This window comes from Bradyrhizobium sp. 27S5, assembly GCF_037217225.1.
GTDB lineage: Bacteria > Pseudomonadota > Alphaproteobacteria > Rhizobiales > Xanthobacteraceae > Bradyrhizobium > Bradyrhizobium septentrionale.
In genome coordinates this window covers 5,788,099-5,811,502 of the sequence record NZ_CP147714.1, presented here as the reverse complement: position 1 = coordinate 5,811,502, position 23,404 = coordinate 5,788,099, and the positions used below count along the sequence as shown (strand labels likewise).

Here is a 23,404-nt window from a genome sequence, read left to right as displayed (position 1 = left end):
CGGCGACACGGATTCTCACTCCGTGCACCGAAACGACGTGCAGAACGATCTGCGCGATGCCATGCTTGCGTTCGCTGCAATGCTTCGCTTACGAGGTCGCGAGCGGACGCGCTGGGCTTCCGGCGACCTGTTCATTTCAGATCATTGTCCATGGAGATTGCGATGAAGTTCACTGCCTCGATCATGCTTGCCGTCGCGCTTGCCCTGTCGTCCGCGCCGGCCAAGGCCACCGTCCTCGATCTGTCGACCATGACCTGCAAGCAGTTCGTCGAAGGCGGCGACGATACCATCAAGATGGTGCTGATCTGGATGGACGGCTGGTACAAGGGCGATTCCGACGAGGCGATCATCGACACCGATGTGTTCGCGGAGAATGCCAAGAAGTTCGGCACCTATTGCGGAAAGAACCCGACGATCAGCATCGTCAATGCCGCCGAGGCCGTTCTCGGCAAATGACGTTTCTTGTTTGAGCCTAATCCCCGCGCAAACGCCTAGCGTTTGTCGCGAGGGAAAACCGCTTCGCACTTTTCCGGATTGTGCTCTATCCCGGCAGCATCGCGAATGCGCTCGACACCATCGCCACCGGCTTGTTGTCGGTGGCGGAGAGCAGCGTGACGCGGCCGAAGCTCATGGTACGGCCGAGCCGGACCACACGGGCGTCGGCCAGCACATCGGACGCGGTCGCCGCGCGCATGAAATGCGTGGTCTGGTCGACCGTCGTCATCGGACGATAGCCCTTGTTGGCCGCGAGATTGGCGAGCACCATCGCGGTGTCGGCGAACGCCATCAGCGCCTGGCCGCAGACGATGCCGCCCTGGCGGCACAGCCGCTCGGAAAACGGCATGCGCAGGATGGCGCCGGGCTGCCAGTCGGCACGGCCACCGGCGGGCGGCGCAAAGTCGAACAGCTCGATCGACAGATTGAGGTCCTGCACCCATGGCGCAAAGACGTCGCCGAGCACGCGTCGCGCGTCGTCGATCCCGAATTCACCGGCCTGCTGCATGACGTTCCGTTTCCTCCGCTTGGTTTCTTGCTTGCTCTTTATTGCCTAGTCGCGCGTGACATGCACGCCAGGCCGCTTGCCGTCATTCCACTTGCCGTCGATCGCCCGTTCGATCTGGGCGGCGAGCTGCAGCAGCAGCCCGTCATCGGCCTGCTTTCCGATCGCCTGGATGCCGAGCGGCAGGCCGTGCTCGTTGGTTGCAAGCGGCAGCGAGATCGCCGGGATGCCGCACAGATTGGCAAGCGGCGTGAAGGCGAAGTTGCGCCAGAGATTGCCGAACCAGTCGAGCACCGACGGATTGTCGCTGATGGTGAGATATTCCGTGGTGCCGACCTTCGGCGTCGGCAGCGCCGTGATCGGCGTCAGGATGATGTCCCAATCCTCGAAGAAGGCGCCGAAGCCGCGCGCCGTCGTGTTGAAGGTTGCCTGCATGCGGGCGCGATCGGCGAAGCTAAAGTGCCTGCCATGCTCCCAGATGCGGATATTGATCGGCTCGATCAAATCCGCCGGCGGCCGCTCCATTCCGCGTGCGGCGAGCATGTTGCTGATCACGACGGCGAAATTGCTGATGTAGCAGGTGGTCTGGGCCGCGAAGGCGTCCCCGTAGTCGATCGACGGCAGCGCGTAATCGACCTGATGGCCGAGGCCCTCGAGGAAGCGTCCGACCCGCGCGAGCTCGGCTGTGATATGCGGCGTCGCGCGATAGTCGCCCCAGCTGTGCGACAGCGCTATTCTGAGCCGGCCGGGGTCGCGCGCGATCATTGCCGTATAGGGCTCCGCCGGAGTCCAGAACGGCATGAACTCGCCGGGCGCCGGGCCGCGGCAGGCGTCGACGAAAGCCGCGGTGTCGCGCACCGTGCGCGACTGGCAGCCCTGGATCGAGACCAGCCCGGTGAGATCGGACAGATGCGGTGCGAGCGAGAACACGCCGCGCGACACCTTCAATCCGATATTGCCGTTGACGCCAGCGGGAATCCGGATCGAGCCGCCGCCGTCGGTCGCATGCGCGATCGGCACAGTGCCGGCGGCGACCATCGCCGCGCTGCCGGCCGACGAGCCGCAGGTGGTGTAGTCGGTGTTCCAGGGATTGCGCGTGACATAGACGGCGGGGTTTTCGGCCGAGCTGCAGACCCCGAACTCCGGCGTGGTGGTGCGGCCGATCAAATTGAGGCCGGCCTTGCGCAGCTGCGCCGTCAGGAAGGTGTCTGCCGCCGCGCGATTGCCGCGCATCATCAGCGAGCCCATCTCCTGCAGCCGTCCCTTCAATGTCGGGCCGAGATCCTTCATCAGAAAGGGCAGGCCGGCGAACGGTCCGTTGAGATCGGCGCCGTCGCGCGCGGGATCGGCGATCACGTCGTCGAACAGCTCGACCACGCCCGACAGCGCGGGATCGACCTTGGCGATGGCGGCGGCGGCCTGGGACGCCAGCTCCCCGGGCGTTAGCTCGCCGTTCCGGACGCGCTCGGCGAGCGCCGTCCCGTCGTGCCGCGTCCATTCGTCCCAGCTCATCGCCAAAGTCATTTGATCGATTCCTTTTCTGCTTTGTTGCGCAGTGTAATTTGCGCGGCCGCCTGGTCAAACCGATGTGCGCGTGCGCGGCGTGCAAGCGCCGTGCCCGGCTTGAAAATGCCCCAGTTCCATAGCCCAATTGCCCCTCGTCAGTGGTGGGGGCGTACATGTTCCGCAGGTTGGCGATGCTGGGCGGCGTGATTGCGATCGGGCTTGCGCTGAGCGGTTGCACGCGCTGCGGTCCGATCTGGGACGACTGGGTGCAGTCGCCGAAATCCTGCAAGTCAGACCATCTCTAGGGCAGGGGCAGGCGCGCTTGGCGGCGGCTTTCTTGCGGTGATATACCGCTGCTGAAAATGCAAGGAGCGTTGTTATGAGAGTTTTGTGCGCGGTTGCGGTTGCGGTGCTGCTGTCGGCGCCGGCCTATGCGCAAATGCCGAACGTCAACCTGATGCCCGAGGTCAAAAGCAAGACCCAGGAGGAGAAGGATCGGGACGCGGTCAACGACAAGGCCTACAAGGACTCGCTCAGCAAGATTCCCGATGCCAAGGGGGCGTCCGATCCCTGGGGCGTCGTGCGCAGCGACGCGCCGAAGGCGACAGCCCATCCCGTCAAGCCGAAGACCAAGACCGGAAGCTCCACGCAGCCGGCAGGCTCGGCGCAGCGCAGCCAGTAGCGCCGGTTCGGGCGGCTTCGTCCGTCTCCCCCAGACTCGGAATCTCCTGGCGCCGCGCCTATATTGGGGGCGTCAGTTGGTCCGGAGTTGCGGCAATGGTGTTTCGTCCGCGCGATCTCGCCAGCCGGATGGCCGAGCGGCGCAAGCCGGATGACGGCTATCTGCGCGAGACCTTCAGCCTGCCGCGTGATCAGGCCCGCCTGCGGGCGCGTGACTTTCTCAAGCGCTACCCGAAGGCGGCCTATATGAGCGCCGTCGAGAGCTGGCGTGAGCTGCCTGGCGGCGACATCGAGTTCACGATGCGGCGGCTGGCCAGCGCGGATTAGAGGGTTTTCGACGCCGGTTCGCGTGAAGAAAACGCGTCAAGACAATCATCCGGCGCTTGCCGGACAGACTGCGCCTCAATCGCAATCGCTGCGTCCGCGGGTCCGTCCCCGCCCGACCTTGTTCAGCTCGCGGTCGATCCGCAGCTGCACCCGGCGGATCGCCAGCAGGTCGAGTTTCGCCTCGGTCCTGCCCGTGAAGATCCGATCGCCGATCTGGAAGCGCCATCTCCAGACGCCGGCCACCAGCTGCGTGACACTGAATTCGACGCCCCTGTGGATCATCTGGACCGGTTCCGCAATTGAAAGGCGGTCTTCGAATCTTAAACTAAAAGTTGTATCAATAACCAACACCCGTAAAACGGTAATGTGAACATCGCGCCCATTCGCGGCTCGTGATGGACCCTGAAAGAGGATCCGTCCGCCGGCCGCATCGCCTGCCTCGCGACGCGCAGGTTGCGCCGGCTGGACGCGCCAATGTTACGAACACTGGCGGAACCTTGAGTCTTCCCGTGAAGGCTACGTAGTTTTTTCGGGGGTCAGGAGAGGTACTAAGGTATTATGCAGATTGTGCCAAACCCGTTGTCCGGCGTCGTCAGGCCTGTCGGTAACTCTTTGATTATCCAAGCGGCACGCAGCGTGTGTGGGACCATCCGCCGCAGGAACTTTGTTCTTGCCCGGAGAACTACGGATTGCGGTCAGCCATCGCTGGATGGCCGCCTTTCCGCACCGGCTTCGTCAGCCGCTCGAACCGGGAACTCGGGTCGGAGCAGGGGCGGCAATAGCCGTCAGGATGGCCGGGCGCAGGCTCTGGTTACCTGCCGGTGCCGTCCCGGTCAGGACATCGATTTCTTCGGATCAAGACGCTCGGAAGCGGGATAGCTTTCATGCCTCACGTGGTCGAGCAGGGTGAAGTGAACGCGATCCGCGACAACCGGAGCTTCTCTGGCGTATTTTTCCGCGAGCGCCAAAACCTCCGCGCGCCTGTCGGGCTCCAGGATACAGAAGAACGCAATCGCGAGCTTCAGCGCTTCCTCTTCTATAGCGCGACAATCAGGATGAGAGCGGCGCGTCAATCAAGATGAGACGAGGCGGCCGAGTCAGGAGATAATTGACGCTGGCCGCCTACTTGGCAAGCGTTGATTGACGCTGCGCGACAATCAAGCGGCGCTGCCAGCGTCAATCACAGTCTTGTCGAGTTCGTTGGGGGTCGTGTGAACAGGTGGCCGGCCTGGACCGCGCTTGCGATCGAGGGCAACTTTTCGACGGTAACTTTCGACGTTCATCTCGAGGATCGTGGCGTGGTGGACCAAACGATCGATGGCAGCCAACGTCATTGCCTGGTCCGGGAAGATACGCCCCCATTCGCCAAATGGCTGATTGGCCGTGATCAGCAGCGAGCGTCGTTCGTAGCGGGCGGCGATCAACTCGAACAGCACACTGGTTTCCGCCTGATCCTTGCTCACATATGTGATGTCGTCGAGGATCAGGAGGTCATAGCGATCGAGTTTGGCGATCGCGGACTCCAGCGCCAGCTCGCGCCGCGCGACCTGCAGCCGTTGCACCAGATCAGTGGTGCGCGCGAAGAGAACGCGCCAACCGTTCTCGACGAGAGCCAGGCCGATCGCCGTGCCGAGATGGGTCTTGCCGCCGCCCGGTGGACCGAACAAGAGCAAATTGGCGCCGGCCTTCAACCAGGCGTCGCCAGCGGCGAGCGCCATCGCCTGTGCCTTTGATAGCATCGGCACGCTTTCGAAGTCGAAGGTGGCGAGCGTCTTGCCGGCGGGCAAACGCGCTTCCACCATGTGTCGCTCGATCCGACGGCGGGTGCGATCGGCCGCCTCGTGCTCGGCAAGGGCGGCGAGGAAGCGGGCGGCAGGCCACCCTTCCTTGTCCGACTGTGCGGCGAGCTTCGGCCAGATCGCCTTGACGCCCGGCAGGCGGAGCTCATTGAGAAGCAGCTCGACACGGGCAGCATCGACGGAGGTAGCGATACCGGTCATGCTGCCTCTCCCAGGTTCGAGCGGCCCGACATGACGCTGACGGAGGCGAGTTCATCGTAGACGTCGAGCGGCGCCAGCTTGACGGCGACACGCGGGATCGAGGCCGCCTCGGGTCGGAAGCGGTCGCGCAGCGCGGCAAGATCGGGTAACTGTCCGGCGTCCAGATCCATCGCGATCACCTCGGCGAGTTCTGCTTCGCAGGCGCGCTCGTGAGCCAGCGCCAGAAGCTCGACCGTCACCTTGCAGGCGCGCCGGTCATCACCATGCTCCCGCAAGGTCTCGAACAGACGTTTGTAAGCTGCACGCGGGAAGAGTTGGTCGCGATAAACGAGATTGAGGAGCGCCATCGGCTTGCGCCGCAGGGCATGGATGACGTGCCGGTAATCCACAACATGACCGCCCTGGCTCTCGGACACAGGCCGACCGCGCCGCAGCGTCACGACCGGCGTGACGCCAAGGAAGCATTCGAGCCGGTCGTCGAAGATGCGCACACGCAGGCGATGGCCGATCAATCTTGAAGGCACGGTGTAGAATACGCGCCGCAGGATGAAGCCGCCTGACGACGTCACCGGGATCACTTTCTCCTCGAAGTCGGTCGTGCGGCCTTTTGGCAGCGGCGCCAAGGCCTCCTTCTCGAGCGCGATCGGCTTGGCGAGGTTGGCGTTGCGCCGGCCGACAATCTCGTCGACAAAAGCCCGGTACGCATCGAGACTGGCGAACTCGCGCGTCCCCCGCAGCAACAGCGCATCTTCCAGTGCCCGCTTGAGATGGCCGTGCGCGCTCTCGATCGAGCCGTTCTCATGTGCGATGCCCGCATTGTTGCGCGTTGGCGCCATGCCATAGTGGCCCATCAGCCCGGCGTAGCGCTGCGTCAGATCCCCCCGTGCGTCGGCGGCCAGATTGCGGAATGCTGCCGACAGGCTGTCGCTGCGATGCTCCCGCGGCACGCCGCCAAGCGCCCACAGCGCGTTCTGCAAGCCCTCCGCCAGGGCGACGAAGCTTTCGCCGCCGAGCACGACATGGACATGCTCGAAGCCGGAGAACGCCAACCGGAAGTGATAGAGCCGGTGATCGAGCGGCTCACCCGCGATGGTAATACCGAGCGCGCTCACGTCGGTGAAGTCGGACAGACCCAGGCGGCCGGGCTCGTGCTGCTGGCGGAAGATCACGTCCTGTTCGGGGCCGTTGAGCGCCCGCCAGGCGTTGATGCGCCGCTCCAGCGTGCGGCGGATGTTCGGGTTCAAGTCATGATGCCGTCGGCGCAGCTCGTCCAGCACGCCGATCACGCGGATGCCGGGCGCAGCCTTCAGGATCGGAACGATCTCGGCGTCCCAATACTGCCCGAGCGGATCGGACCGGCGCCGGCCCCTCGGCGTCTTCTTCTGCGATGGCGGGCGACAATCGCCCTCGATTCGATACGCGCTTGCCTTCGAGAACCCCGCCTTGGCCGCGGCGGCCTCGGGGGACAGTGTCAGTCGGTACGTCATGTACAGCCTCATCTGGTGGTCGGTGATGTGGAGGCCAGGCAAGGCATCGATTCCCTCTTGTCGAGACGAACCAACAGCTTGCACCAGCCGCACCCGGCCGCCAGACGGGTCCAAAAACGCGCGACGCCGATGGGGACGGTCCTCCGGTCGGGCTGCGCCCTCCCTTCGGTCCGTCCCCATCGGCGCAGTCTCACCTTGATTGTCGCTGGAGTCTCACCCTGATCGCCGCCGCGCACTCTTCTGACGGCCGTTCGAGCATCTGGGAAAACTCTGGTCCGCGGTGCCAGCATTGACGTCGCTCCGGGCTCTTGTCGGCTGATTGTCGGAGTCGATAAATCTTAACACGTTAATTGATTTCGGCAATGCGTCCCGCGTGAGGATGCCGCGCGACGATTCCGGTTTTCCGGCCTCAGCGTGTCTTCCGGCACAACGCTGCCCGCTTGAAATATATGCGGACGACGTTGGCTGAACAGGAACCGACATGAGCAGCGCCCAGTTGTCACAGGTTCGGTTGCTGTCCGCCGACGGCACCGGGCGATGTGGGAAGTTCGGCCTCAGCGTGGCCCCCGCGCTGGGGTCGTCTATTTTGTGACGAGACAAGCAGGTCATGGGGCGAGCCTAGTGGAGCAGGCGGCTTTCGTCAGCCAATTGCCTGGTCCCTACCGGTCATCGCATTCGTCATTTCCTGTTGAAGATTGCATCGGCCTTTCGCCAACCAACGATCCCCGGGCGCCGGAGGTTTCACAGCGCCGGGGATCGCTACTCCCGGTGGGCTTGGGGGCTAAGGCCGGGAGCTTGAGAACCGACTCTCCAGGTTTCGGTTCGTTCCTCGGACTGCTGGTCCAGGGCCCAAAAATGAGCAACGCCGCCCGCATTGAAATACGACGGACGGCGTTGGTTCTAGCCCCAGGAGGGTTGGCAAAATCCTGACCTGGATAGCTACGGACGAGGAGGGCGCAAGGTTCACATCTTTGGTCCGTATGACTCCGGTACTCCAAACGCACCCAGCAAAGTGTCGGTGTGAGGTCTAGAATCGAGTGACTAAGTTGTTCTGGCCTCGGCGGGTCCCCCTCGCCGGGGCCCTTTTCGTTCGGATCGTCGAAGCGAGGAATGAGGCAGCGCAGAACAGCCCGCGGCCGTCCGCGTTCCCCGGCTGGATGTCGCTGCTGGATGTCACCGCAACAAGAGCCAGGCCACGCTGACGAACAGGGCCACCAGCGACACCGCCGCAGCGCAGACAAAGGCAACCTCCACGCCATCGATATGGTGGTGGTTCGCCTGCATGGTCGTCCTCCCTGATCTAGAGGGGCATCCGCAAACCCTGGGACATCAGCCACTCCGTCAAGTGAGCGGTGGTCTCGTCATGCCGCGCCTTCCTCAGCAAGGTCTCCTTCTTTTGGTGGATCGGGGGAAGCGTGCTGGCTTCCTCGCGCAGGCGCATGGCCTCGTCGGCAAGACGTTCTTGCAGTGATTGCGAGTGCCTGGAACGACGCCGCTTCTGCATGGCGCTGCACCCTGCTGGTATTGGGCGGGAGCACTAACCGGGCGATCTCATCCCCGGTCGATGCCCACGGGCGGTGCGGTGATGAATCATCAACGGATCGAAAGACGGGATGTTCCTCGCAGCGGGAAATTAGGACACTTGTCAAAATGAGGTAATCCACCAGGGCGGGCTCCGTTGCCACTTTTTCCCGATACAGTGAATTGCGCTCTCCGGACGGAGCGCCCAAGGGGGCGGCCCCGGCGCGTATCCCGCTAGCCCGCGCGCCGGGGCCGTTTCGAGTGATCGAAGGACACCGGACAGCACAACGCCGCCCGCTTGAAAATCTTGCAGGCGGCGCTGGGCTCTAGCCCCGAGAGGGTACGAACAAAATCCCGGTGATGGTCGGTCTTGCCGGAGCAACCAAAGGTTCACACCCGGTCGCCAAATAGAGCGCCGCTTCTCTCGTTGGCACAATCTGCGGATATCAGAGACGTTTGCGGGGCTATCAATTGAAAACAGGAACGAAGCGCGTTCGCCAACTGAGGGCGGTCTTACTCTTTCGGCTCCGGATGCAGCTTGCGCTTCTGGGCTTCGTGCTCTGCAATTAACTGCGCGATGCCGTCGATGGTCTGCCGATCCGTGATCGTTCGGGCGAGCGCAGCGTAATGGACGCTTCTTTCGTCCAACTCGACACACTTCGCACACATGGAGTGCGCTCCCATTCCAATGAAAGGCGGGAGCCCGATAGGTCTCTCAGCCACCGACGCCCAAAATCGTGTCGGTGATGTTCTATAACCAAGTTATCGTGGGTTAGTTTCGGGCTGGGCGATCCTAATCCTGGGGACATTGGCCACTCGGTGAAAGGGGCTCAGCAACGCCTCTCGCGCAACCGGTTGCCCGATGTCCCGTAACTAGGAGTGTCGGCCCATTCTTCCATTTTGGTACTACGGGCTGGCTGGGGCCGTTCGGTCCATCCCGGTCACGGACGGCCCTATCTTTTGTTCTCGCAAGAACGGATTGAGCATCATCAAGATTTATATGCCCAGAACAGTGAATAGGGCCGCTCAGTAGTCCTACTGAGAACATCGGCCAAGCCTTGGTTTCTGTTCGCTTAATCCAAAACGGACCACGCCAAGATTCAAACCGGGCCACCAGGGGATAAAGCAGGCCAGCACCGATTTGCCAGAAAGAACATATTGCGAACATAGAACAAACGTGGTACGAGGTTCCAATCAAAAACGCATTCCGCCCGATCTCATCACCCGTTTGTCCCGCTAGCGAATCCCCGCCATAAGGAGCACATCCCAATGTCTGCTACTGCCCTGCGTATCGTCGAAGGATCCTCCATGGACAAGTCCAAGGCCCTCTCAGCCGCGCTCTCCCAGATCGAGCGCCAGTTCGGCAAGGGTTCGGTGATGAAGCTCGGCAAGAACGACCGCTCGATGGATGTCGAGACGATATCTTCGGGATCGCTCGGGCTCGACATTGCGCTCGGCGTCGGCGGGCTGCCGAAGGGCCGCGTCGTCGAGATCTACGGGCCGGAGTCCTCGGGCAAGACCACGCTGGCGCTGCACACGGTGGCGGAAGGCCAGAAGAAGGGCGGCATCTGCGCCTTCATCGACGCTGAACACGCGCTCGACCCGGTCTATGCGCGCAAGCTCGGCGTCAACATCGACGAGCTGCTGATCTCGCAGCCTGACACCGGCGAGCAGGCGCTGGAAATCTGCGACACGCTGGTGCGCTCCGGTGCGGTCGACGTGCTGGTGGTCGATTCGGTCGCGGCGCTGGTGCCGAAAGCCGAGCTCGAGGGCGAGATGGGCGATGCACTGCCGGGCCTGCAGGCGCGCCTGATGAGCCAGGCGCTGCGCAAGCTCACCGCCTCGATCAACAAGTCCCACACCATGGTGATCTTCATCAACCAGATCCGCATGAAGATCGGCGTGATGTATGGTTCGCCGGAGACCACCACCGGCGGCAACGCGCTGAAGTTCTATGCCTCGGTCCGCCTCGACATCCGCCGCATCGGCGCGATCAAGGAGCGCGACGAAGTGGTCGGCAACACCACCCGCGTCAAGGTGGTGAAGAACAAGCTGGCGCCGCCCTTCAAGCAGGTCGAGTTCGACATCATGTATGGCGAGGGCGTCTCCAAGATGGGCGAGATCCTCGACCTCGGCGTCAAGGCCGGCATCGTCGAGAAGTCGGGCGCCTGGTTCTCCTATGACAGCCAGCGGCTCGGCCAGGGACGCGAGAATTCCAAGGCCTTCCTGAAGGCGAACCCCGACATCACCGCCAAGATCGAGGCCGCAATCCGGCAGAACTCCGGCCTGATCTCCGAGCAGATCCTCGCCGGCACGCCCGAGCGCGACGCCGAGGGCGAGGAGCCGACCGAGGAGTAAGCCGTAAGGCTGCAGGATTTCGCTGCAAGCGGGCGCTGAGGACGTTGAGTTGCCGACGTCTTCGGCGCCCGTTTCGTTTGGTGCCGGCGTCGAGAGAGTTGTGCCGATGAAGCGCCTCATCCTGACCAGTCCGTCCGGCCTTAGCCTCACACGTTCGGGGCTCGCCGAGGTCGCTATTACATCCGGCTTTCGATTTGTCGGCGGACCACTGCCGCCGCTAGGAGAGCTTGAGACTTACTTCGGATTAAGGTCGGACCAGGATCCGGTCGGACATTGGTCGCACTGGAGCACGCGGAGCCAGTGGCCTCAGGATGCCAGGGCGCGCAGGGATCTCGCGCTGATCGAATTCTGCGAACCTTACGAGATTGTCGAGCTTTGGTTCGATCCGGACCCAAATGATCAATTGCAGCTGATTTGGTTGCTCGATCATTTCCGGGCCTACCCGGCGATGGCGGCCAAGTTGAAATTGCGCCTGGTCGCTTTCGCTCTGTCGACGCTGCACGAGACATGGCGCGGATGGAACGAAGTGCCGCTTATCAACATACGGCCTGCCGACCTCGAGACCGCAAGCATCTGCTGGCAGGCCTATCGCGCGGCAACGCCCGAGGCTTGCTTCGATGCGCTATGTCGAGACCTCAGCGGCTTTCCCTTGCTGAGGCCGGCCCTGCTTGACCTGCTCCAGGAGCTTCCGTGGAGCAGATCGGGACTTGGCGCGACCGAACTACGACTGCTCGAACTGATTGCGGCGGGCTTCATGGGTACGAACGGGTTGTTCTACCTTCGCGGGTTCGGTCAACGCGCGGTATTCACCGACATGGAAATCGGGACGCTGCTTCAAGGGCTCGCGCATGGGCCGCAGCCCGCGATCGCCGGGCTCGATGATGAGCTACGCGTCATCGCCCCTGAGAATTTGCGAGCGCGCATGGAGGCCTATCGGCGAAGCCGGCTGTCGCTGACTGAATTTGGCGAAGCTGTCCTCGCCCATAAGGAGGACTTCAGTCGTCACAATCCGATCGATCGCTGGTGGGGCGGCACGCACCTCACCAACGACAATCTCTGGCGCTGGAGCCCAACCCTGGTGAAGCACTAGCGCCCGATGGCGGAGTGGCCGTTGTGTCTCAATCCGCGCAACGCGGATTGGCAGTCGGCTTACCCCTGCGCCAGCGCCTTTTCCCGGCTCGCGATCAGCGCCCGCAGGTCCTCGGTCACGGCGACCGATTGGTGCGTCTTCTGGTCAGTGGCGACCCAGATGATTTCGCCGGTGGCGCGAAGGTCGTCGGAGCCCTTGGCGAAGATCGCAAGCGCAAGCACGATCGAGGAGCGGCCGATCCGCGCGACCCGCACGCAGACCTCGATGTCCTCGTCGAACCGGATCGGCGCCTTGTATTCGACGACCGACTTCACGGTATGAAAGTCGACGTCGGTTCGCGCCACCTCGCCGAGATAGTCGTAGCCCATCGCGCGAAAATATTCGGTGATCGCCGTGTCGAAATAGGTCAGGTAGTGGGCGTTGAACACCACCGCCTGCGCGTCGACTTCGGAATAGCGGACGCGAAACGGGAAATGAAACCAGAATTCCTGGCGCATGAATCCTCCTGCCGCGGCATTGCTCGCCGTCGTTCGCCCCGCAGTCTCGCCGGGCCTTATGATTGCCAGACCGTAGGATGGGTACCGCGACTTGTCCGCCGTAGCTCGAAGAGCGAAGGTGGAAGCGAAACCCATCGTTCATTGAGCGTGATTGGCACTGGTGATGGGTTTCGCTGCGCTCTACCCATCCTACGGCACCTACGCTAATCGCCCGCGCTACTCCGCCGCCTGCGCGTAATCCTCCACCGGCGGGCACGAGCACACCAGATTGCGATCGCCATAGACGTTGTCGACGCGCCCGACCGGGCTCCAGTATTTGTCGGAACGTGACACGCCCGCGGGGAAGCAGCCCTCGGCGCGGCTGTAGGCCCGGTTCCAGGCATCGTCGGCGATGTCGTGGACGGTGTGCGGCGCGTGGCGCAGCGGCGAGGCCTCGACCTTCCAGCGGCCCTTCTCGATCTCCGCGATCTCGTTGCGGATCGCGATCATGGCGTCGCAGAAGCGGTCGATCTCGAACTTCGATTCCGATTCCGTCGGCTCGATCATCAGCGTGCCCGCCACCGGGAAGCTCATGGTCGGCGCATGGAAGCCGTAGTCGATCAGCCGCTTGGCGATGTCGTCCACGGTAACGCCGCTGGTCGTCTTCAGCGCCCGCGGATCGACGATGCACTCATGCGCGACGCGGCCGCGGACGTTGCGATACAGCACCGGGAAATGCGGCTGCAGCCGCGCGGCGATGTAATTCGCATTGAGGATCGCGATCTCCGTGGCGCTCGTCAGCCCTTCGCCGCCCATCATCAGGATGTAGATGTAGGAGATGGTCAGGATCGACGCCGAACCGAACGGCGCGGCCGACACCGGGCCGATGGCGTGCGCAACCGTGCCGTCGGTTGCGGGATGGCCCGGCAAATAGGGCGCCAGATGCGCCTTGACGCCGATCGGGCCCATGCCGGGGCCGCCGCCGCCATGCGGGATGCAGAAGGTCTTGTGCAAATTGAGATGGCTGACATCGGCGCCGTAGTCGCCGGGCCGGGACAGCCCGACCTGCGCATTCATGTTGGCGCCGTCGAGATAGACCTGTCCGCCATGCGCATGCACGATGTCGCAGATCTCGCTGATATGCTCCTCGAACACGCCGTGGGTCGACGGATAGGTGATCATCACGGCGGCGAGGTCTTTCGAGTGCTTCTCCGCCTTGGCCCGAAGATCATTGACGTCGACATCGCCGCGCGCGTCGCAGGCCACCACCACGACGTCCATGCCGACCATCGCGGCCGAGGCCGGATTGGTGCCGTGCGCGGAGGAGGGGATCAGACACACCTTGCGGTGCGGCTCGCCGCGCGCGAGATGATAGCCGCGGATGGCGAGAAGCCCGGCATATTCGCCCTGCGCGCCGGAGTTCGGCTGCAGCGACACCGCGTCATAGCCGGTGATGTCGCACAGCCAAGCCTCCAGCCGCTTAAAAAGCGCGTGATAGCCCTTGGCCTGATCCGCAGGCGCAAACGGATGCAGATTGCCGAACGCCGGCCAGGTCAGCGGGATCATCTCGGTGGTGGCGTTCAGCTTCATGGTGCAGGAGCCAAGCGGGATCATGGCGCGGTCGAGCGCGAGGTCACGATCGCTGAGCTTGCGCATGTAGCGCAGCAGCTCGGTCTCCGAGCGGTGGGTGTTGAACACAGGATGGGTCAGGAAGGCGCTGCTGCGCCGCAGCTCCTTCGGCAGCGCCTCGCGTGCGGCCGCCTCGATCTCGGCATAGCTGAGCTTGCCGCCGAACACGCGCCACACCGCCTCGACGGTCTCCGGCGTCGTGGTCTCGTCGAGCGCGATGCCGAGCGTGGTTGCGCCGATGCGCAGATTGATCCGCTCCGCCAGCGCACGGGAGACGATCTCGATCTGCTTCGCACCGGCCTCGACCGTCACGGTGTCGAAGAAGGCGTCGCTGGTCGGCGCAAGGCCGAGCTTGCGCAGGCCTGCGGCAAGCACGGTGGCGCGGCGATGCACGCTGCGTGCGATATGGGTGAGGCCCTCGGGGCCGTGATACACCGCATACATCGAGGCGATCACGGCGAGCAGCACCTGCGCGGTGCAGATGTTCGAGGTCGCCTTCTCGCGGCGGATATGCTGCTCGCGGGTCTGCAGCGCGAGCCGATAGGCGGGTGCACCGCGGGAATCCACCGACAGGCCGACGATTCGGCCGGGCAGCGAGCGCTTCAGCGTGTCACGCACCGCCATGTAGGCGGCGTGCGGCCCGCCATAACCCATCGGCACGCCGAACCGCTGCGCCGAGCCGATTGCGATGTCGGCGCCGAGCTCGCCGGGCGAGGTGAGCAGCGTCAGCGACAGCAGGTCGGCCGCCACGATCGCAAGCGCGCCCTTGGCGCGCAGCGACGCGATCGCAGGCCTGAGGTCGCGCACCGCGCCTGATGTGCCCGGATATTGCAGCAGCGCGCCGAGCACGTCGGCCTTGTCGAGTTCGGTCAGGGGATCGCCGACGACCAGTGCCCAGCCCAAGGGCGCGGCGCGCGTGCGCATCACCGCAAGCGTCTGCGGATGCACCTCCTTGTCGACGAAGAACACCTTCGCCTTGACCTGCGAGTGGCGCTCGGCGAGCGCCATCGCCTCCGCCGCCGCGGTCGCCTCGTCGAGCAGCGAGGCGTTGGCGACGTCGAGCCCGGTGAGGTCGCAGACCATGGTCTGGAAGTTGAACAGCGCTTCGAGCCGGCCCTGGCTGATCTCCGGCTGGTACGGCGTGTAGGCGGTGTACCAGGCCGGGTTCTCCAGGATGTTGCGCTGGATCACCGCGGGCAGGATGGTGCCGGAATAGCCCTGGCCGATCAGCGAGGTGAACACCTGGTTCTGCGCGGCGAGCTCGCTCATATGCGAAAGCGCCTCGGTCTCGCTCAGCGCGCGGCCGAGATCGAGCGGCGCCTTCTGGCGGATCGACGCCGGCAGCGTCTCGTTCATCAGTGCCTGCAGGCTCGCAGCGCCGACCGTCTCCAGCATCGCGTTGACGTCGCGCGGCGACGGTCCGATGTGGCGGCGGACGAAATCGGTGGCGGCTTCGTTGATCGGCTTGAAGGGCGCGTTCATGGCTTGATCCTCGGGCTGATCCTTTAGGCGGTGTGGGCGGCGTAGGCGGCCTCATCCATCAGGCCGCCGAGCTCGCTCTTGTCTGATATCTTCAGCTTGAAGAACCAGGCCTTGCCGCCGGCATCCGAATTGACCAGCGCGGGCTCGGCCGCGAGTTCTTCGTTGACCTCGATCACCTCGCCGGTGATCGGCGCGTAGACGTCGGAGGCGGCCTTGACGGATTCGACGACGGCGGCGGCCTCGGCCTTCTTCAGGCTGCGGCCGACCTTCGGCAATTCGACGAACACGACGTCGCCGAGCTGCGATTGCGCGTAGTCGGTGATCCCGATCGTGGCGACGTCGCCCTCGATGCGGAGCCATTCGTGGTCGGACGTGTACAGCGTCGTCATGGGGATCGATCCTTTGGCGTTCAGCGTTTGTAGGTGTTGGGAACGAAGGGCGTGGCGGCGACCTTCAGCGGCAGCCGCTGGCCGCGCACCTCGGCGAAAACGGTGGTGTCGAGCGCGGAAAGCGAGGTCGGCAGATAGCCCATCGCAACCGGCGCATTGAGGCTCGGGCCGAAGCCGCCCGACGTCACCTTGCCGATTGGCTCGGTCGAGGTCGGATCGGCGAACAGGACGGCGCCTTCGCGCACCGGCGCGCGGCCTTCCGGTCGCAAGCCGACACGGCGGCGGGAAGCGCCTTGCGCGAACTGTGCGAGGATCTTGTCGGCGCCCGGAAAACCGCCGGCGCGGCCGCCGCCGCTGCGGCGAACCTTCTGTACCGACCATCCCAGCGCGCCTTCGACCGGCGTCGTCGTGGTGTCGATATCGTGGCCATAGAGGCAAAGCCCGGCTTCGAGCCGCAGGCTGTCGCGCGCGCCAAGCCCGATCGGCAGCACGTCGGGATTGTCCAGCAGTGCGGTGACCAGGGTTTCGGCCTTGTCCGCCGGCACCGAGATCTCAAAACCGTCCTCGCCGGTGTAGCCGGAGCGCGAGACGAAACAGTCGATATCGGCGACGCGGCGCGGGCCGGCGTCCATGAATTTCATCGAACTGACATCTGCACAAAGTTTCGCCAGCGCCGATTCGGCTGTCGGCCCCTGCAGCGCGATCAGCGCGCGGTCGGCCAGCGACACGATTTCGCAGGCGTCGGAGAGATGCGCGCGCAGATGCGCCTCGTCCTCGGCCTTGCAGGCGGCGTTCACCACCAGGAACAAATGATCGCCGAAATTCGCGACCATCAAATCGTCGAGCAGCCCGCCGTCGTCATTGGTGAATTGGGCGTAGCGCTGCCGTCCCGGCGCGATGCCGACAATGTCCTGCGGCACCAGTTTTTCCAGCGCGAGCGCTGCATCAGTGACCTTGCCGGATTTGGGCTTCAGCGCGAGCTGGCCCATGTGGGACACGTCGAACAGGCCGGCGTTGCTGCGGGTGTGCAAGTGCTCCTTGAGCACGCCGGCGGTGTATTGCACCGGCATGTCATAGCCGGCGAACGGCACCATCTTGGCGCCGCGCGCCAGGTGCAGCGCGTGCAGCGGGGTCTGTTTCAGCGGGGAAGTTTCGCGCGCAAGCATCACAGGGCCCTCGCGGTTCCCGCAGGGGACCTATTTCCCCTTGAGAAACCTGCAGAAAGCCCCATCTGTCGCTGTGCCTGAGAGTATTATCCCGTCGGCGGACGCATCGGGGATGACCCCAGCGCCTCTTTCCAGATGTCAGACGTCACGCGGTCCTTTTGCCTGAGAGTTTCCGGGGCGGTTGCTCCTTCGGCGCCGGCGCAAGGCCGGTCTCTCCCGACGTGACTTAGCTATAGGTAGGTAGAAAACACGGCGCCACCAAGACTGTCAACGCAGCCGCAGCAACTATCCAATGGGCTTTGTGCTGCCGCGGCAAGCCCATGATCCGCCTGCACAGTTTCTGGACACCGCAGCTGGCCTTGTCTAAAAGCGTTCGGCCGGAAATGACGCCTTTTTGCGGCTGACCGGCCCCTATTTCCGATTGGATGAACATGAGCAGCGTCAACGACATCAGGTCGACTTTTCTGAACTACTTCAAGGCGAACGGCCACGAAATCGTGCCGTCGTCGCCGCTGGTGCCGCGCAACGACCCGACCCTGATGTTCACGGCGGCCGGCATGGTGCAGTTCAAGAACGTCTTCACCGGCGTCGAGAAGCGTTCCTATCAGCGCGCGACCACCGCGCAGAAATGCGTGCGCGCCGGCGGCAAGCATAACGACCTCGACAATGTCGGCTACACCGCGCGCCATCTCACCTTCTTCGAGATGCTCGGCAACTTCTCGTTCGGCGATTACTTCAAGGAGCGCGCGATCGAGCTCGCCTGGAACCTGGTCACCAAGGATTTCGGGCTGAAGAAGGACAAGCTGCTCGTCACCATCTACCACGACGACGACGAGGCGGCGGGCCATTGGAAGAAGATCGCCGGCTTCTCGGACGACCGCATCATCCGCATCGCGACGTCGGACAATTTCTGGGCGGCGGGCGATACCGGGCCGTGCGGTCCGTGCTCCGAGATCTTCATCGACCGCGGCGAGCATATCTGGGGCGGACCTCCGGGCAGTCCGGAGGAGGACGGCGATCGCTTCCTCGAGTTCTGGAACCTGGTGTTCATGCAGTTCGACCAGGTGACGAAGGAGGAGCGCGTGCCGCTGCCGCGTCCCTCGATCGACACCGGCATGGGCCTGGAACGCATGGCCTTGATCCTGCAAGGCGCCGAAAGCGTGTTCGAGACCGATCTGTTCCACCATTTGATCGATGCGGCCGCATCCGCGCTCGGACACGGTCCGAACGAGCAGACCGTTGCGTCGTATCGGGTTATCGCGGACCATCTGCGCTCGTCGGCGTTCCTGATTGCCGACGGCGTGCTGCCGTCGAACGAGGGCCGCGGCTACGTGCTGCGCCGGATCATGCGCCGTGCGATGCGCCATGCCCAATTGCTCGGCGCGCATGAGCCGCTGATGCATCGGCTGGTCTGGGCGCTGGTCCGCGAGATGGGCCAGGCCTATCCGGACCTGGTGCGTGCGGAGAACCTGATCGAGGAGACGCTGCGGCTGGAAGAGACGCGCTTCCGCAAGACGCTGGTGCGCGGCCTATCGATCCTCGACGAGAAGAGCGCCGGCCTCAAGAAGGGCGACATGTTCGACGGCGACACCGCGTTCACGCTGTACGACACCTTTGGCTTCCCGTTGGATTTGACGCAGGACGCGCTGAAGTCGCGCGGCATCAGCGTCGACCAGGCGGCGTTCACCGATGCGATGGAGCGGCAGCGCGTCAAGGCGCGCGCCTCCTGGACAGGTTCGGGCGAGGCGACGACCGAAGCGATCTGGTTTCCGCTGCGCGAGAAGCTCGGTGCGACCGAATTCCTCGGCTATGAGACCGAGAGCGCGGAAGGCGTGGTGACGGCACTGGTCAAGGACGGCGCCGAGACCGGCACTCTCAAGACCGGCGAGAGCGGCGCGATCGTGTTGAACCAGACCCCGTTCTATGCGGAGTCCGGCGGCCAGGTCGGCGACATCGGCATCCTTACGCGTGACGGCGTCAAGTTCCGCGTCACCGACACGCAGCAGAAGGCAGGCGATCTGTTCGTGCATCTGGGCACGGTGGAGCAGGGCACGCTGAACGTCGGCACCGCGTTGCAGCTCGAGGTCGATCACGCGAGGCGTTCGTCGATCCGCGCCAACCACTCCGCGACGCACCTCTTGCATGAGGCGCTGCGCCAGGTGCTCGGCGATCACATCGCCCAGCGCGGCTCGCTGGTCACGCCGGACCGGCTGCGCTTCGACTTCGTGCATCCGAAGCCGATCACGCCGGACGAGCTTGCCCGGGTCGAGGACATCGCCAACGACGTCGTGCTCGAGAATGACGAGGTGACGACCCGCATCATGGGGGTCGACGACGCCCGCGAGGCCGGCGCACGCGCGCTGTTCGGCGAGAAATACGGCGACGAGGTCCGCGTCGTCTCGATGGGCAAGAGCGCCCGCGAGCACGGCCAGAACGTGCTCGGCTGGTCGGTCGAGCTTTGCGGCGGCACCCATGTCCGCCGCACCGGCGATATCGGCCTGATCTCGGTGACCGGCGAGGGCGCGGTGGCGTCGGGCGTTCGCCGCATCGAGGCACTGACCGGGCGCCATGCGCGCAGGCACGCCAATGACACGATGGCGCTGGCCAAGAGCGCGGCGCAGGAGCTGCGCACCACGATCGAGGATGTGCCGGCACGCATCACGGCGCTGATGGAAGAGCGCAAGAAGCTCGAGCGCGACCTGTCGGACGCCCGCAAGAAGCTCGCGATGGGCGGTGGCGGCGCGTCGTCGAACGGCGCGGCCTCGGGCGTGCGCGAGGTCGGCAACGTCAAGCTGCTCGCCCGCGCGGTCGAGGGCGTCGAGACCAAGGACCTGAAGAGCCTCGTCGACGACGGCAAGAAGCAGATCGGCTCGGGCGTGGTCGCGATCGTCGGCGTCACCGAGGACGGCAAGGCCGGTATCGTGGTCGGTGTTACCGCCGATCTGACCTCGCGCTTCAATGCGGTCGAGCTGGTGCGCAAGGGCTCCGAGGTGCTCGGCGGCAAGGGCGGCGGCGGCCGGCCCGACATGGCGCAGGCGGGCGGCCCCGACGGCGCCAAGGCGGATGCCGCGCTGTCGGCGATCGAGCAGGCCATGACTCAGCAGGCATCGGCCGGCGCCTGACGGAGAGGCTGATCGTGGCGACGGCTCCGGGCAAGCCCACGATCAGCGATCCCGGGCTGCGCGACCGTCTCTGCGAGCTGCTCGAGCAGGACCACCTGCCGCGTTCGGTCGGCTCGCGCTTTGTCCGGCTCGTCATCGCGATCATCAGTGTCGATGTGCTGGCGGCGATCCTGGCATCGGTGCCCGAGTTCGACGCGCAGCTGTGGTGGCTGTTCACGGCGATTGAAATCGCCGCCGTCATCGCCTTTGCGCTGGAATATGCCGCGCGGCTCTGGAGCGTGGTCGGCCGCTCGCTGCGCGACATGACGCCGCTGCAGGCGCGGCTCGAATACGCCTTCTCGGCGCTCGGCGTGATCGACCTGCTCGCCTTCCTGCCGTCGGCCATCGCGCTTGTGATTGGTGACAAGACCGCGCTGGTGCTGTTCGGCATGCTGCCGTTCCTGAAGCTGGTGCGCTATTCGACCGCGATGCGCTCGCTGCTGGCGGCGCTGCACGCCGAGCGGCGCACGCTGTTCGGCTGCGTCGTGATCCTGACCGGCGCGGTGCTGCTGTTCGCCTCGCTGCTCTATGCCATCGAGCACAAGGTGCAGCCGGACAAGTTCGGCACCATGCCGCAGGCGATGTGGTGGGCGATCGTGACGCTCGGCACCGTCGGTTACGGTGACGTCGTCCCGGTGACGCCGCTCGGGCGGATCGTCACCGTGGTTGCGATCGTGGTCGGCTTCGCGATGATCGCGCTGCCGGTCGCGATCGTCTCGACCGCGTTCGCCGACGAGGTCCGGCGCCGCGACTTCGTCGTGACTTGGGGCATGCTGGCGCGGGTGCCGCTGTTCTCGCATCTCAACGCCGCCGATATCGCCGACATCATGCGCCTGCTGCGGTCGCAGACCATCGAGGCCGGCGAGGTGCTGGTGCGGCGCGGCGACGCGGCGTCGTCGATGTATTTCATCACCGCCGGCGAGGTCGAGATCGACCTGCCGAGCCAGCTTGTGAAGCTTGCCGACGGCGCGTTCTTCGGCGAGATCGCGCTGCTCCGACGCACCAACCGCTCCGGCACAGTGACGGCGACGCGCAAGACCAAGCTGCTGGCGCTCGACGCGCAGGACTTCCATGCCCTGATCGAGCGCATGCCGGCGCTCGCCGCCCATGTCCGGGAAACGGCGGAGGCGCGGCTCGCCGATCCGCTCACGGCCGGTGGCGACCTTGCCGCCGGCGAAATCGCGCAGGCGCCGCGCGAGACCGACGGCGGCATCCGCGACTAGCTCAGTCGCGGCGCAGGAACACGTAATCCGCCGAATAGGGGGCGCTCCGCAACGCGCCGACCTTGTCGCAGGCGCCGTCGAGCGCACCACCCGAGGTGTTAATCCGCTGCACGGTGGCGACGCTGGTGAAGAGGCCATTGCCGCGGTGGGCAATCACTTCGAGCTTCAGCCAGGGAATGTCGGCGGCCGTCGCGCCGGGTGCGCTGCCGGCGGTGCGGGCGGTCACGGCGCTGCCGTCGACATGCTCCCAGTTCGGGCCGGCATAGTGCCGGCCGACCGTGCGGCCGCCGGCGATCAGGGTGGCGATGGGTTCGCGGAACGACCAGGCGAGCTTGCCGTCGGTGACCGGCTTGCACTCATAGACCTGGGCGCCCTCGGCGTGGACGGTGAGGACCGCGGTCTCGTCCGGCGCCGCAACGGGGGCGGGCAGGGGATCGGCAGCGAGCGCCGCCGATCCGGTCAGCAACAAGGATGCGAGCGTCACCCGGCCGAGTAGGGTCATGGTCACGCTCACTGCAACGTTCGGCAACAGGCGGCCTTAGGCCGCCATCGCCTTGCCGAGGTTGTCGGCAACCTTGTCGAGGAAGCCGGTGGTCGAGAGCCAGCGCTGGTCGGCGCCGACCAGCAGCGCGAGGTCCTTGGTCATGTAGCCCTCTTCGACGGTCGCGACGCAGACCTTCTCCAGGGTGGTGGCGAACTTCGCCAGTTCCGGATTGTTGTCGAGCTTGGCGCGGTGGGCGAGGCCACGGGTCCAGGCGAAGATCGACGCGATCGAGTTGGTCGAGGTCTCCTTGCCCTTCTGGTGCTCGCGATAGTGGCGGGTCACGGTGCCGTGGGCGGCTTCGGCTTCCACCGTCTTGCCGTCCGGGGTGAGCAGCACCGAGGTCATCAGGCCGAGCGAGCCGTAGCCCTGGGCCACGGTGTCGGACTGCACGTCGCCGTCATAGTTCTTGCAGGCCCAGACATAGCCGCCGGACCATTTCAGCGCCGAGGCGACCATGTCGTCGATCAGGCGGTGCTCGTAGGTCAGGCCCTTGGCGTCGAAGTCCTTCTTGAACTCGCGGTCGAATACGTCCTGGAAGATGTCCTTGAAGCGGCCGTCATAGACCTTGAGAATCGTGTTCTTGGTCGACAGATAGACCGGGTAGTTGCGCATCAGGCCGTAATTGAACGAGGCGCGGGCGAAATCGATGATGGAATCGTCGAGATTGTACATCTGCATTGCGACGCCGGCACCGTTCGCCTTGAACACTTCCTTCTCGATCACGGCGCCGTCTTCACCGACGAACTTCATCGTCAGCACGCCCTTGCCTGGGAACTTGATGTCGGTGGCGCGGTACTGGTCGCCGAAGGCGTGGCGGCCGATGATGATCGGCTTGGACCAGCCGGGAACCAGGCGCGGCACGTTCTTGCAGATGATCGGCTCACGGAAGATGCAGCCGCCGAGGATGTTGCGGATGGTGCCGTTCGGCGACTTCCACATTTCCTTCAGGTTGAATTCCTTCACCCGGGCCTCGTCCGGGGTGATGGTGGCGCATTTGACGCCGACGCCGACCTTCTTGATGGCGTTGGCGGCGTCGATGGTCACCTGGTCATTGGTCGCATCGCGGTATTCCATGCCGAGATCGAAATACAGCAGTTCGACATCCAGGAACGGGTTGATCAGCTTGTCCTTGATGTACTGCCAGATGATCCGGGTCATCTCGTCGCCATCGAGCTCGACGACGGGATTGGATACCTTGATTTTTGCCATGACGGAGGGGCCCTCTTGGGAACAGCGCGCTTTTGACCGCGGGTTGGAATACGCCTGCGCTATAGCACCGCCCGGGGGCCGGCGGAAGCGGACCGGTTATGCACTTTAAGCCCATCTTTTCATCGAGAACCGCCATTCTGATGGCGGCTCCCGGT

The 23,404-nt window shown here is 64.6% G+C and carries 22 protein-coding genes and 1 riboswitch; of the genes, 9 read left to right on the top strand and 13 right to left on the bottom strand.

Annotated features, from left to right (window positions below):
- The first annotated feature begins 162 nt into the window (after window positions 1-162).
- Window positions 163-456: an HdeA/HdeB family chaperone gene (locus WDM24_RS27455; protein ID WP_338827951.1), complete on the top strand. Its 294-nt coding sequence runs from the start codon at window positions 163-165 to the stop codon at window positions 454-456.
- 85 nt (window positions 457-541) lie between these two features.
- On the opposite strand, the gene WDM24_RS27450 is transcribed toward WDM24_RS27455, so the two are convergent.
- Both WDM24_RS27450 and WDM24_RS27445 read right to left on the bottom strand, forming a co-directional pair.
- On the bottom strand, window positions 542-1,003 hold the full coding sequence (locus WDM24_RS27450) for a PaaI family thioesterase (protein WP_338827949.1): 462 nt from the start codon (window positions 1,001-1,003) through the stop codon (window positions 542-544).
- Between the two features lie 45 nt (window positions 1,004-1,048).
- A complete protein-coding gene (locus WDM24_RS27445; RefSeq protein WP_338827947.1) occupies window positions 1,049-2,524 on the bottom strand; it encodes an amidase in 1,476 nt (491 codons plus the stop codon).
- Between the two features lie 155 nt (window positions 2,525-2,679).
- Here WDM24_RS27445 and WDM24_RS27440 point away from each other — a divergent pair, with 155 nt between their 5' ends.
- The 3 genes from WDM24_RS27440 to WDM24_RS27430 all read left to right on the top strand — a co-directional run bounded on the left by WDM24_RS27440 (window position 2,680) and on the right by WDM24_RS27430 (window position 3,514).
- Window positions 2,680-2,811 (top strand): hypothetical protein, encoded by a 132-nt coding sequence (locus tag WDM24_RS27440; protein WP_029085458.1) that lies wholly within the window; start codon window positions 2,680-2,682, stop codon window positions 2,809-2,811.
- A 74-nt stretch (window positions 2,812-2,885) separates the two neighbouring features.
- The gene (locus tag WDM24_RS27435; RefSeq protein WP_338690785.1) at window positions 2,886-3,188 is read left to right on the top strand and encodes a hypothetical protein; all 303 of its coding nucleotides are present in this window, start codon (window positions 2,886-2,888) and stop codon (window positions 3,186-3,188) included.
- Between the two features lie 95 nt (window positions 3,189-3,283).
- The gene (locus tag WDM24_RS27430) at window positions 3,284-3,514 is read left to right on the top strand and encodes a hypothetical protein (protein WP_166207085.1); all 231 of its coding nucleotides are present in this window, start codon (window positions 3,284-3,286) and stop codon (window positions 3,512-3,514) included.
- A 75-nt stretch (window positions 3,515-3,589) separates the two neighbouring features.
- On the opposite strand, the gene WDM24_RS27425 is transcribed toward WDM24_RS27430, so the two are convergent.
- Complete coding sequence (locus WDM24_RS27425) at window positions 3,590-3,796, bottom strand: hypothetical protein (protein WP_338827946.1); 207 nt, start codon at window positions 3,794-3,796, stop codon at window positions 3,590-3,592.
- Between the two features lie 602 nt (window positions 3,797-4,398).
- On the opposite strand from WDM24_RS27425, the gene WDM24_RS27420 reads away from it, so the two are divergent.
- On the top strand, window positions 4,399-4,596 hold the full coding sequence (locus WDM24_RS27420; protein ID WP_338827945.1) for a hypothetical protein: 198 nt from the start codon (window positions 4,399-4,401) through the stop codon (window positions 4,594-4,596).
- 75 nt (window positions 4,597-4,671) lie between these two features.
- Here the strand turns inward: WDM24_RS27420 and istB are convergent, their stop codons facing one another.
- From istB to WDM24_RS27400, 4 genes are all read right to left on the bottom strand, one after another.
- Window positions 4,672-5,514, bottom strand: coding sequence for an IS21-like element helper ATPase IstB (istB, locus tag WDM24_RS27415; protein ID WP_176535476.1), 843 nt, complete (start codon window positions 5,512-5,514; stop codon window positions 4,672-4,674).
- Window positions 5,511-7,043, bottom strand: coding sequence for an IS21 family transposase (gene istA / locus WDM24_RS27410; RefSeq protein ID WP_422389058.1), 1,533 nt, complete (start codon window positions 7,041-7,043; stop codon window positions 5,511-5,513). The genes istB and istA overlap by 4 nt, the downstream gene beginning before the upstream one ends.
- A 1,258-nt stretch (window positions 7,044-8,301) precedes the next feature.
- Window positions 8,302-8,505, bottom strand: a complete 204-nt coding sequence (locus WDM24_RS27405) for a hypothetical protein (protein ID WP_338827944.1) — start codon at window positions 8,503-8,505, stop codon at window positions 8,302-8,304.
- A gap of 530 nt (window positions 8,506-9,035) precedes the next feature.
- Window positions 9,036-9,191 (bottom strand): hypothetical protein, encoded by a 156-nt coding sequence (locus WDM24_RS27400; RefSeq protein WP_338690777.1) that lies wholly within the window; start codon window positions 9,189-9,191, stop codon window positions 9,036-9,038.
- Window positions 9,192-9,791: 600 nt separating this feature from the next.
- Between WDM24_RS27400 and recA the strand changes: the two genes are divergently transcribed.
- Window positions 9,792-10,880 carry a recombinase RecA gene (gene recA, locus WDM24_RS27395; RefSeq protein ID WP_166207076.1) on the top strand — a complete coding sequence of 363 codons (1,089 nt, stop codon included), beginning with the start codon at window positions 9,792-9,794 and terminating at the stop codon, window positions 10,878-10,880.
- A gap of 106 nt (window positions 10,881-10,986) precedes the next feature.
- Window positions 10,987-11,970 carry a hypothetical protein gene (locus WDM24_RS27390; protein ID WP_338827942.1) on the top strand — a complete coding sequence of 328 codons (984 nt, stop codon included), beginning with the start codon at window positions 10,987-10,989 and terminating at the stop codon, window positions 11,968-11,970.
- Window positions 11,971-12,029: 59 nt separating this feature from the next.
- Here the strand turns inward: WDM24_RS27390 and WDM24_RS27385 are convergent, their stop codons facing one another.
- From WDM24_RS27385 to gcvT, 4 genes are all read right to left on the bottom strand, one after another.
- Window positions 12,030-12,467 carry a thioesterase family protein gene (locus WDM24_RS27385; protein ID WP_338827941.1) on the bottom strand — a complete coding sequence of 146 codons (438 nt, stop codon included), beginning with the start codon at window positions 12,465-12,467 and terminating at the stop codon, window positions 12,030-12,032.
- 216 nt (window positions 12,468-12,683) lie between these two features.
- A complete protein-coding gene (gcvP, locus tag WDM24_RS27380; protein ID WP_338827939.1) occupies window positions 12,684-15,557 on the bottom strand; it encodes an aminomethyl-transferring glycine dehydrogenase in 2,874 nt (957 codons plus the stop codon).
- Between the two features lie 23 nt (window positions 15,558-15,580).
- A complete protein-coding gene (gcvH, locus tag WDM24_RS27375) occupies window positions 15,581-15,946 on the bottom strand; it encodes a glycine cleavage system protein GcvH (protein ID WP_029083871.1) in 366 nt (121 codons plus the stop codon).
- A gap of 20 nt (window positions 15,947-15,966) precedes the next feature.
- Window positions 15,967-17,112, bottom strand: coding sequence for a glycine cleavage system aminomethyltransferase GcvT (gene gcvT, locus WDM24_RS27370; RefSeq protein WP_338827937.1), 1,146 nt, complete (start codon window positions 17,110-17,112; stop codon window positions 15,967-15,969).
- A gap of 140 nt (window positions 17,113-17,252) precedes the next feature.
- Window positions 17,253-17,342, bottom strand: a riboswitch (glycine riboswitch).
- A 201-nt stretch (window positions 17,343-17,543) separates the two neighbouring features.
- On the opposite strand from gcvT, the gene alaS reads away from it, so the two are divergent.
- Entirely contained in the window at window positions 17,544-20,234 is a 2,691-nt protein-coding gene (gene alaS / locus WDM24_RS27365) for an alanine--tRNA ligase (protein ID WP_338827935.1), read from the top strand.
- An 11-nt stretch (window positions 20,235-20,245) separates the two neighbouring features.
- The gene (locus WDM24_RS27360; RefSeq protein ID WP_338832454.1) at window positions 20,246-21,496 is read left to right on the top strand and encodes a cyclic nucleotide-gated ion channel; all 1,251 of its coding nucleotides are present in this window, start codon (window positions 20,246-20,248) and stop codon (window positions 21,494-21,496) included.
- A 1-nt stretch (window position 21,497) separates the two neighbouring features.
- On the opposite strand, the gene WDM24_RS27355 is transcribed toward WDM24_RS27360, so the two are convergent.
- Entirely contained in the window at window positions 21,498-21,998 is a 501-nt protein-coding gene (locus tag WDM24_RS27355; RefSeq protein ID WP_338827934.1) for a DUF3455 domain-containing protein, read from the bottom strand.
- A 36-nt stretch (window positions 21,999-22,034) separates the two neighbouring features.
- Window positions 22,035-23,249 carry an NADP-dependent isocitrate dehydrogenase gene (locus WDM24_RS27350; RefSeq protein ID WP_338690760.1) on the bottom strand — a complete coding sequence of 405 codons (1,215 nt, stop codon included), beginning with the start codon at window positions 23,247-23,249 and terminating at the stop codon, window positions 22,035-22,037.
- Window positions 23,250-23,404 lie beyond the last annotated feature (155 nt).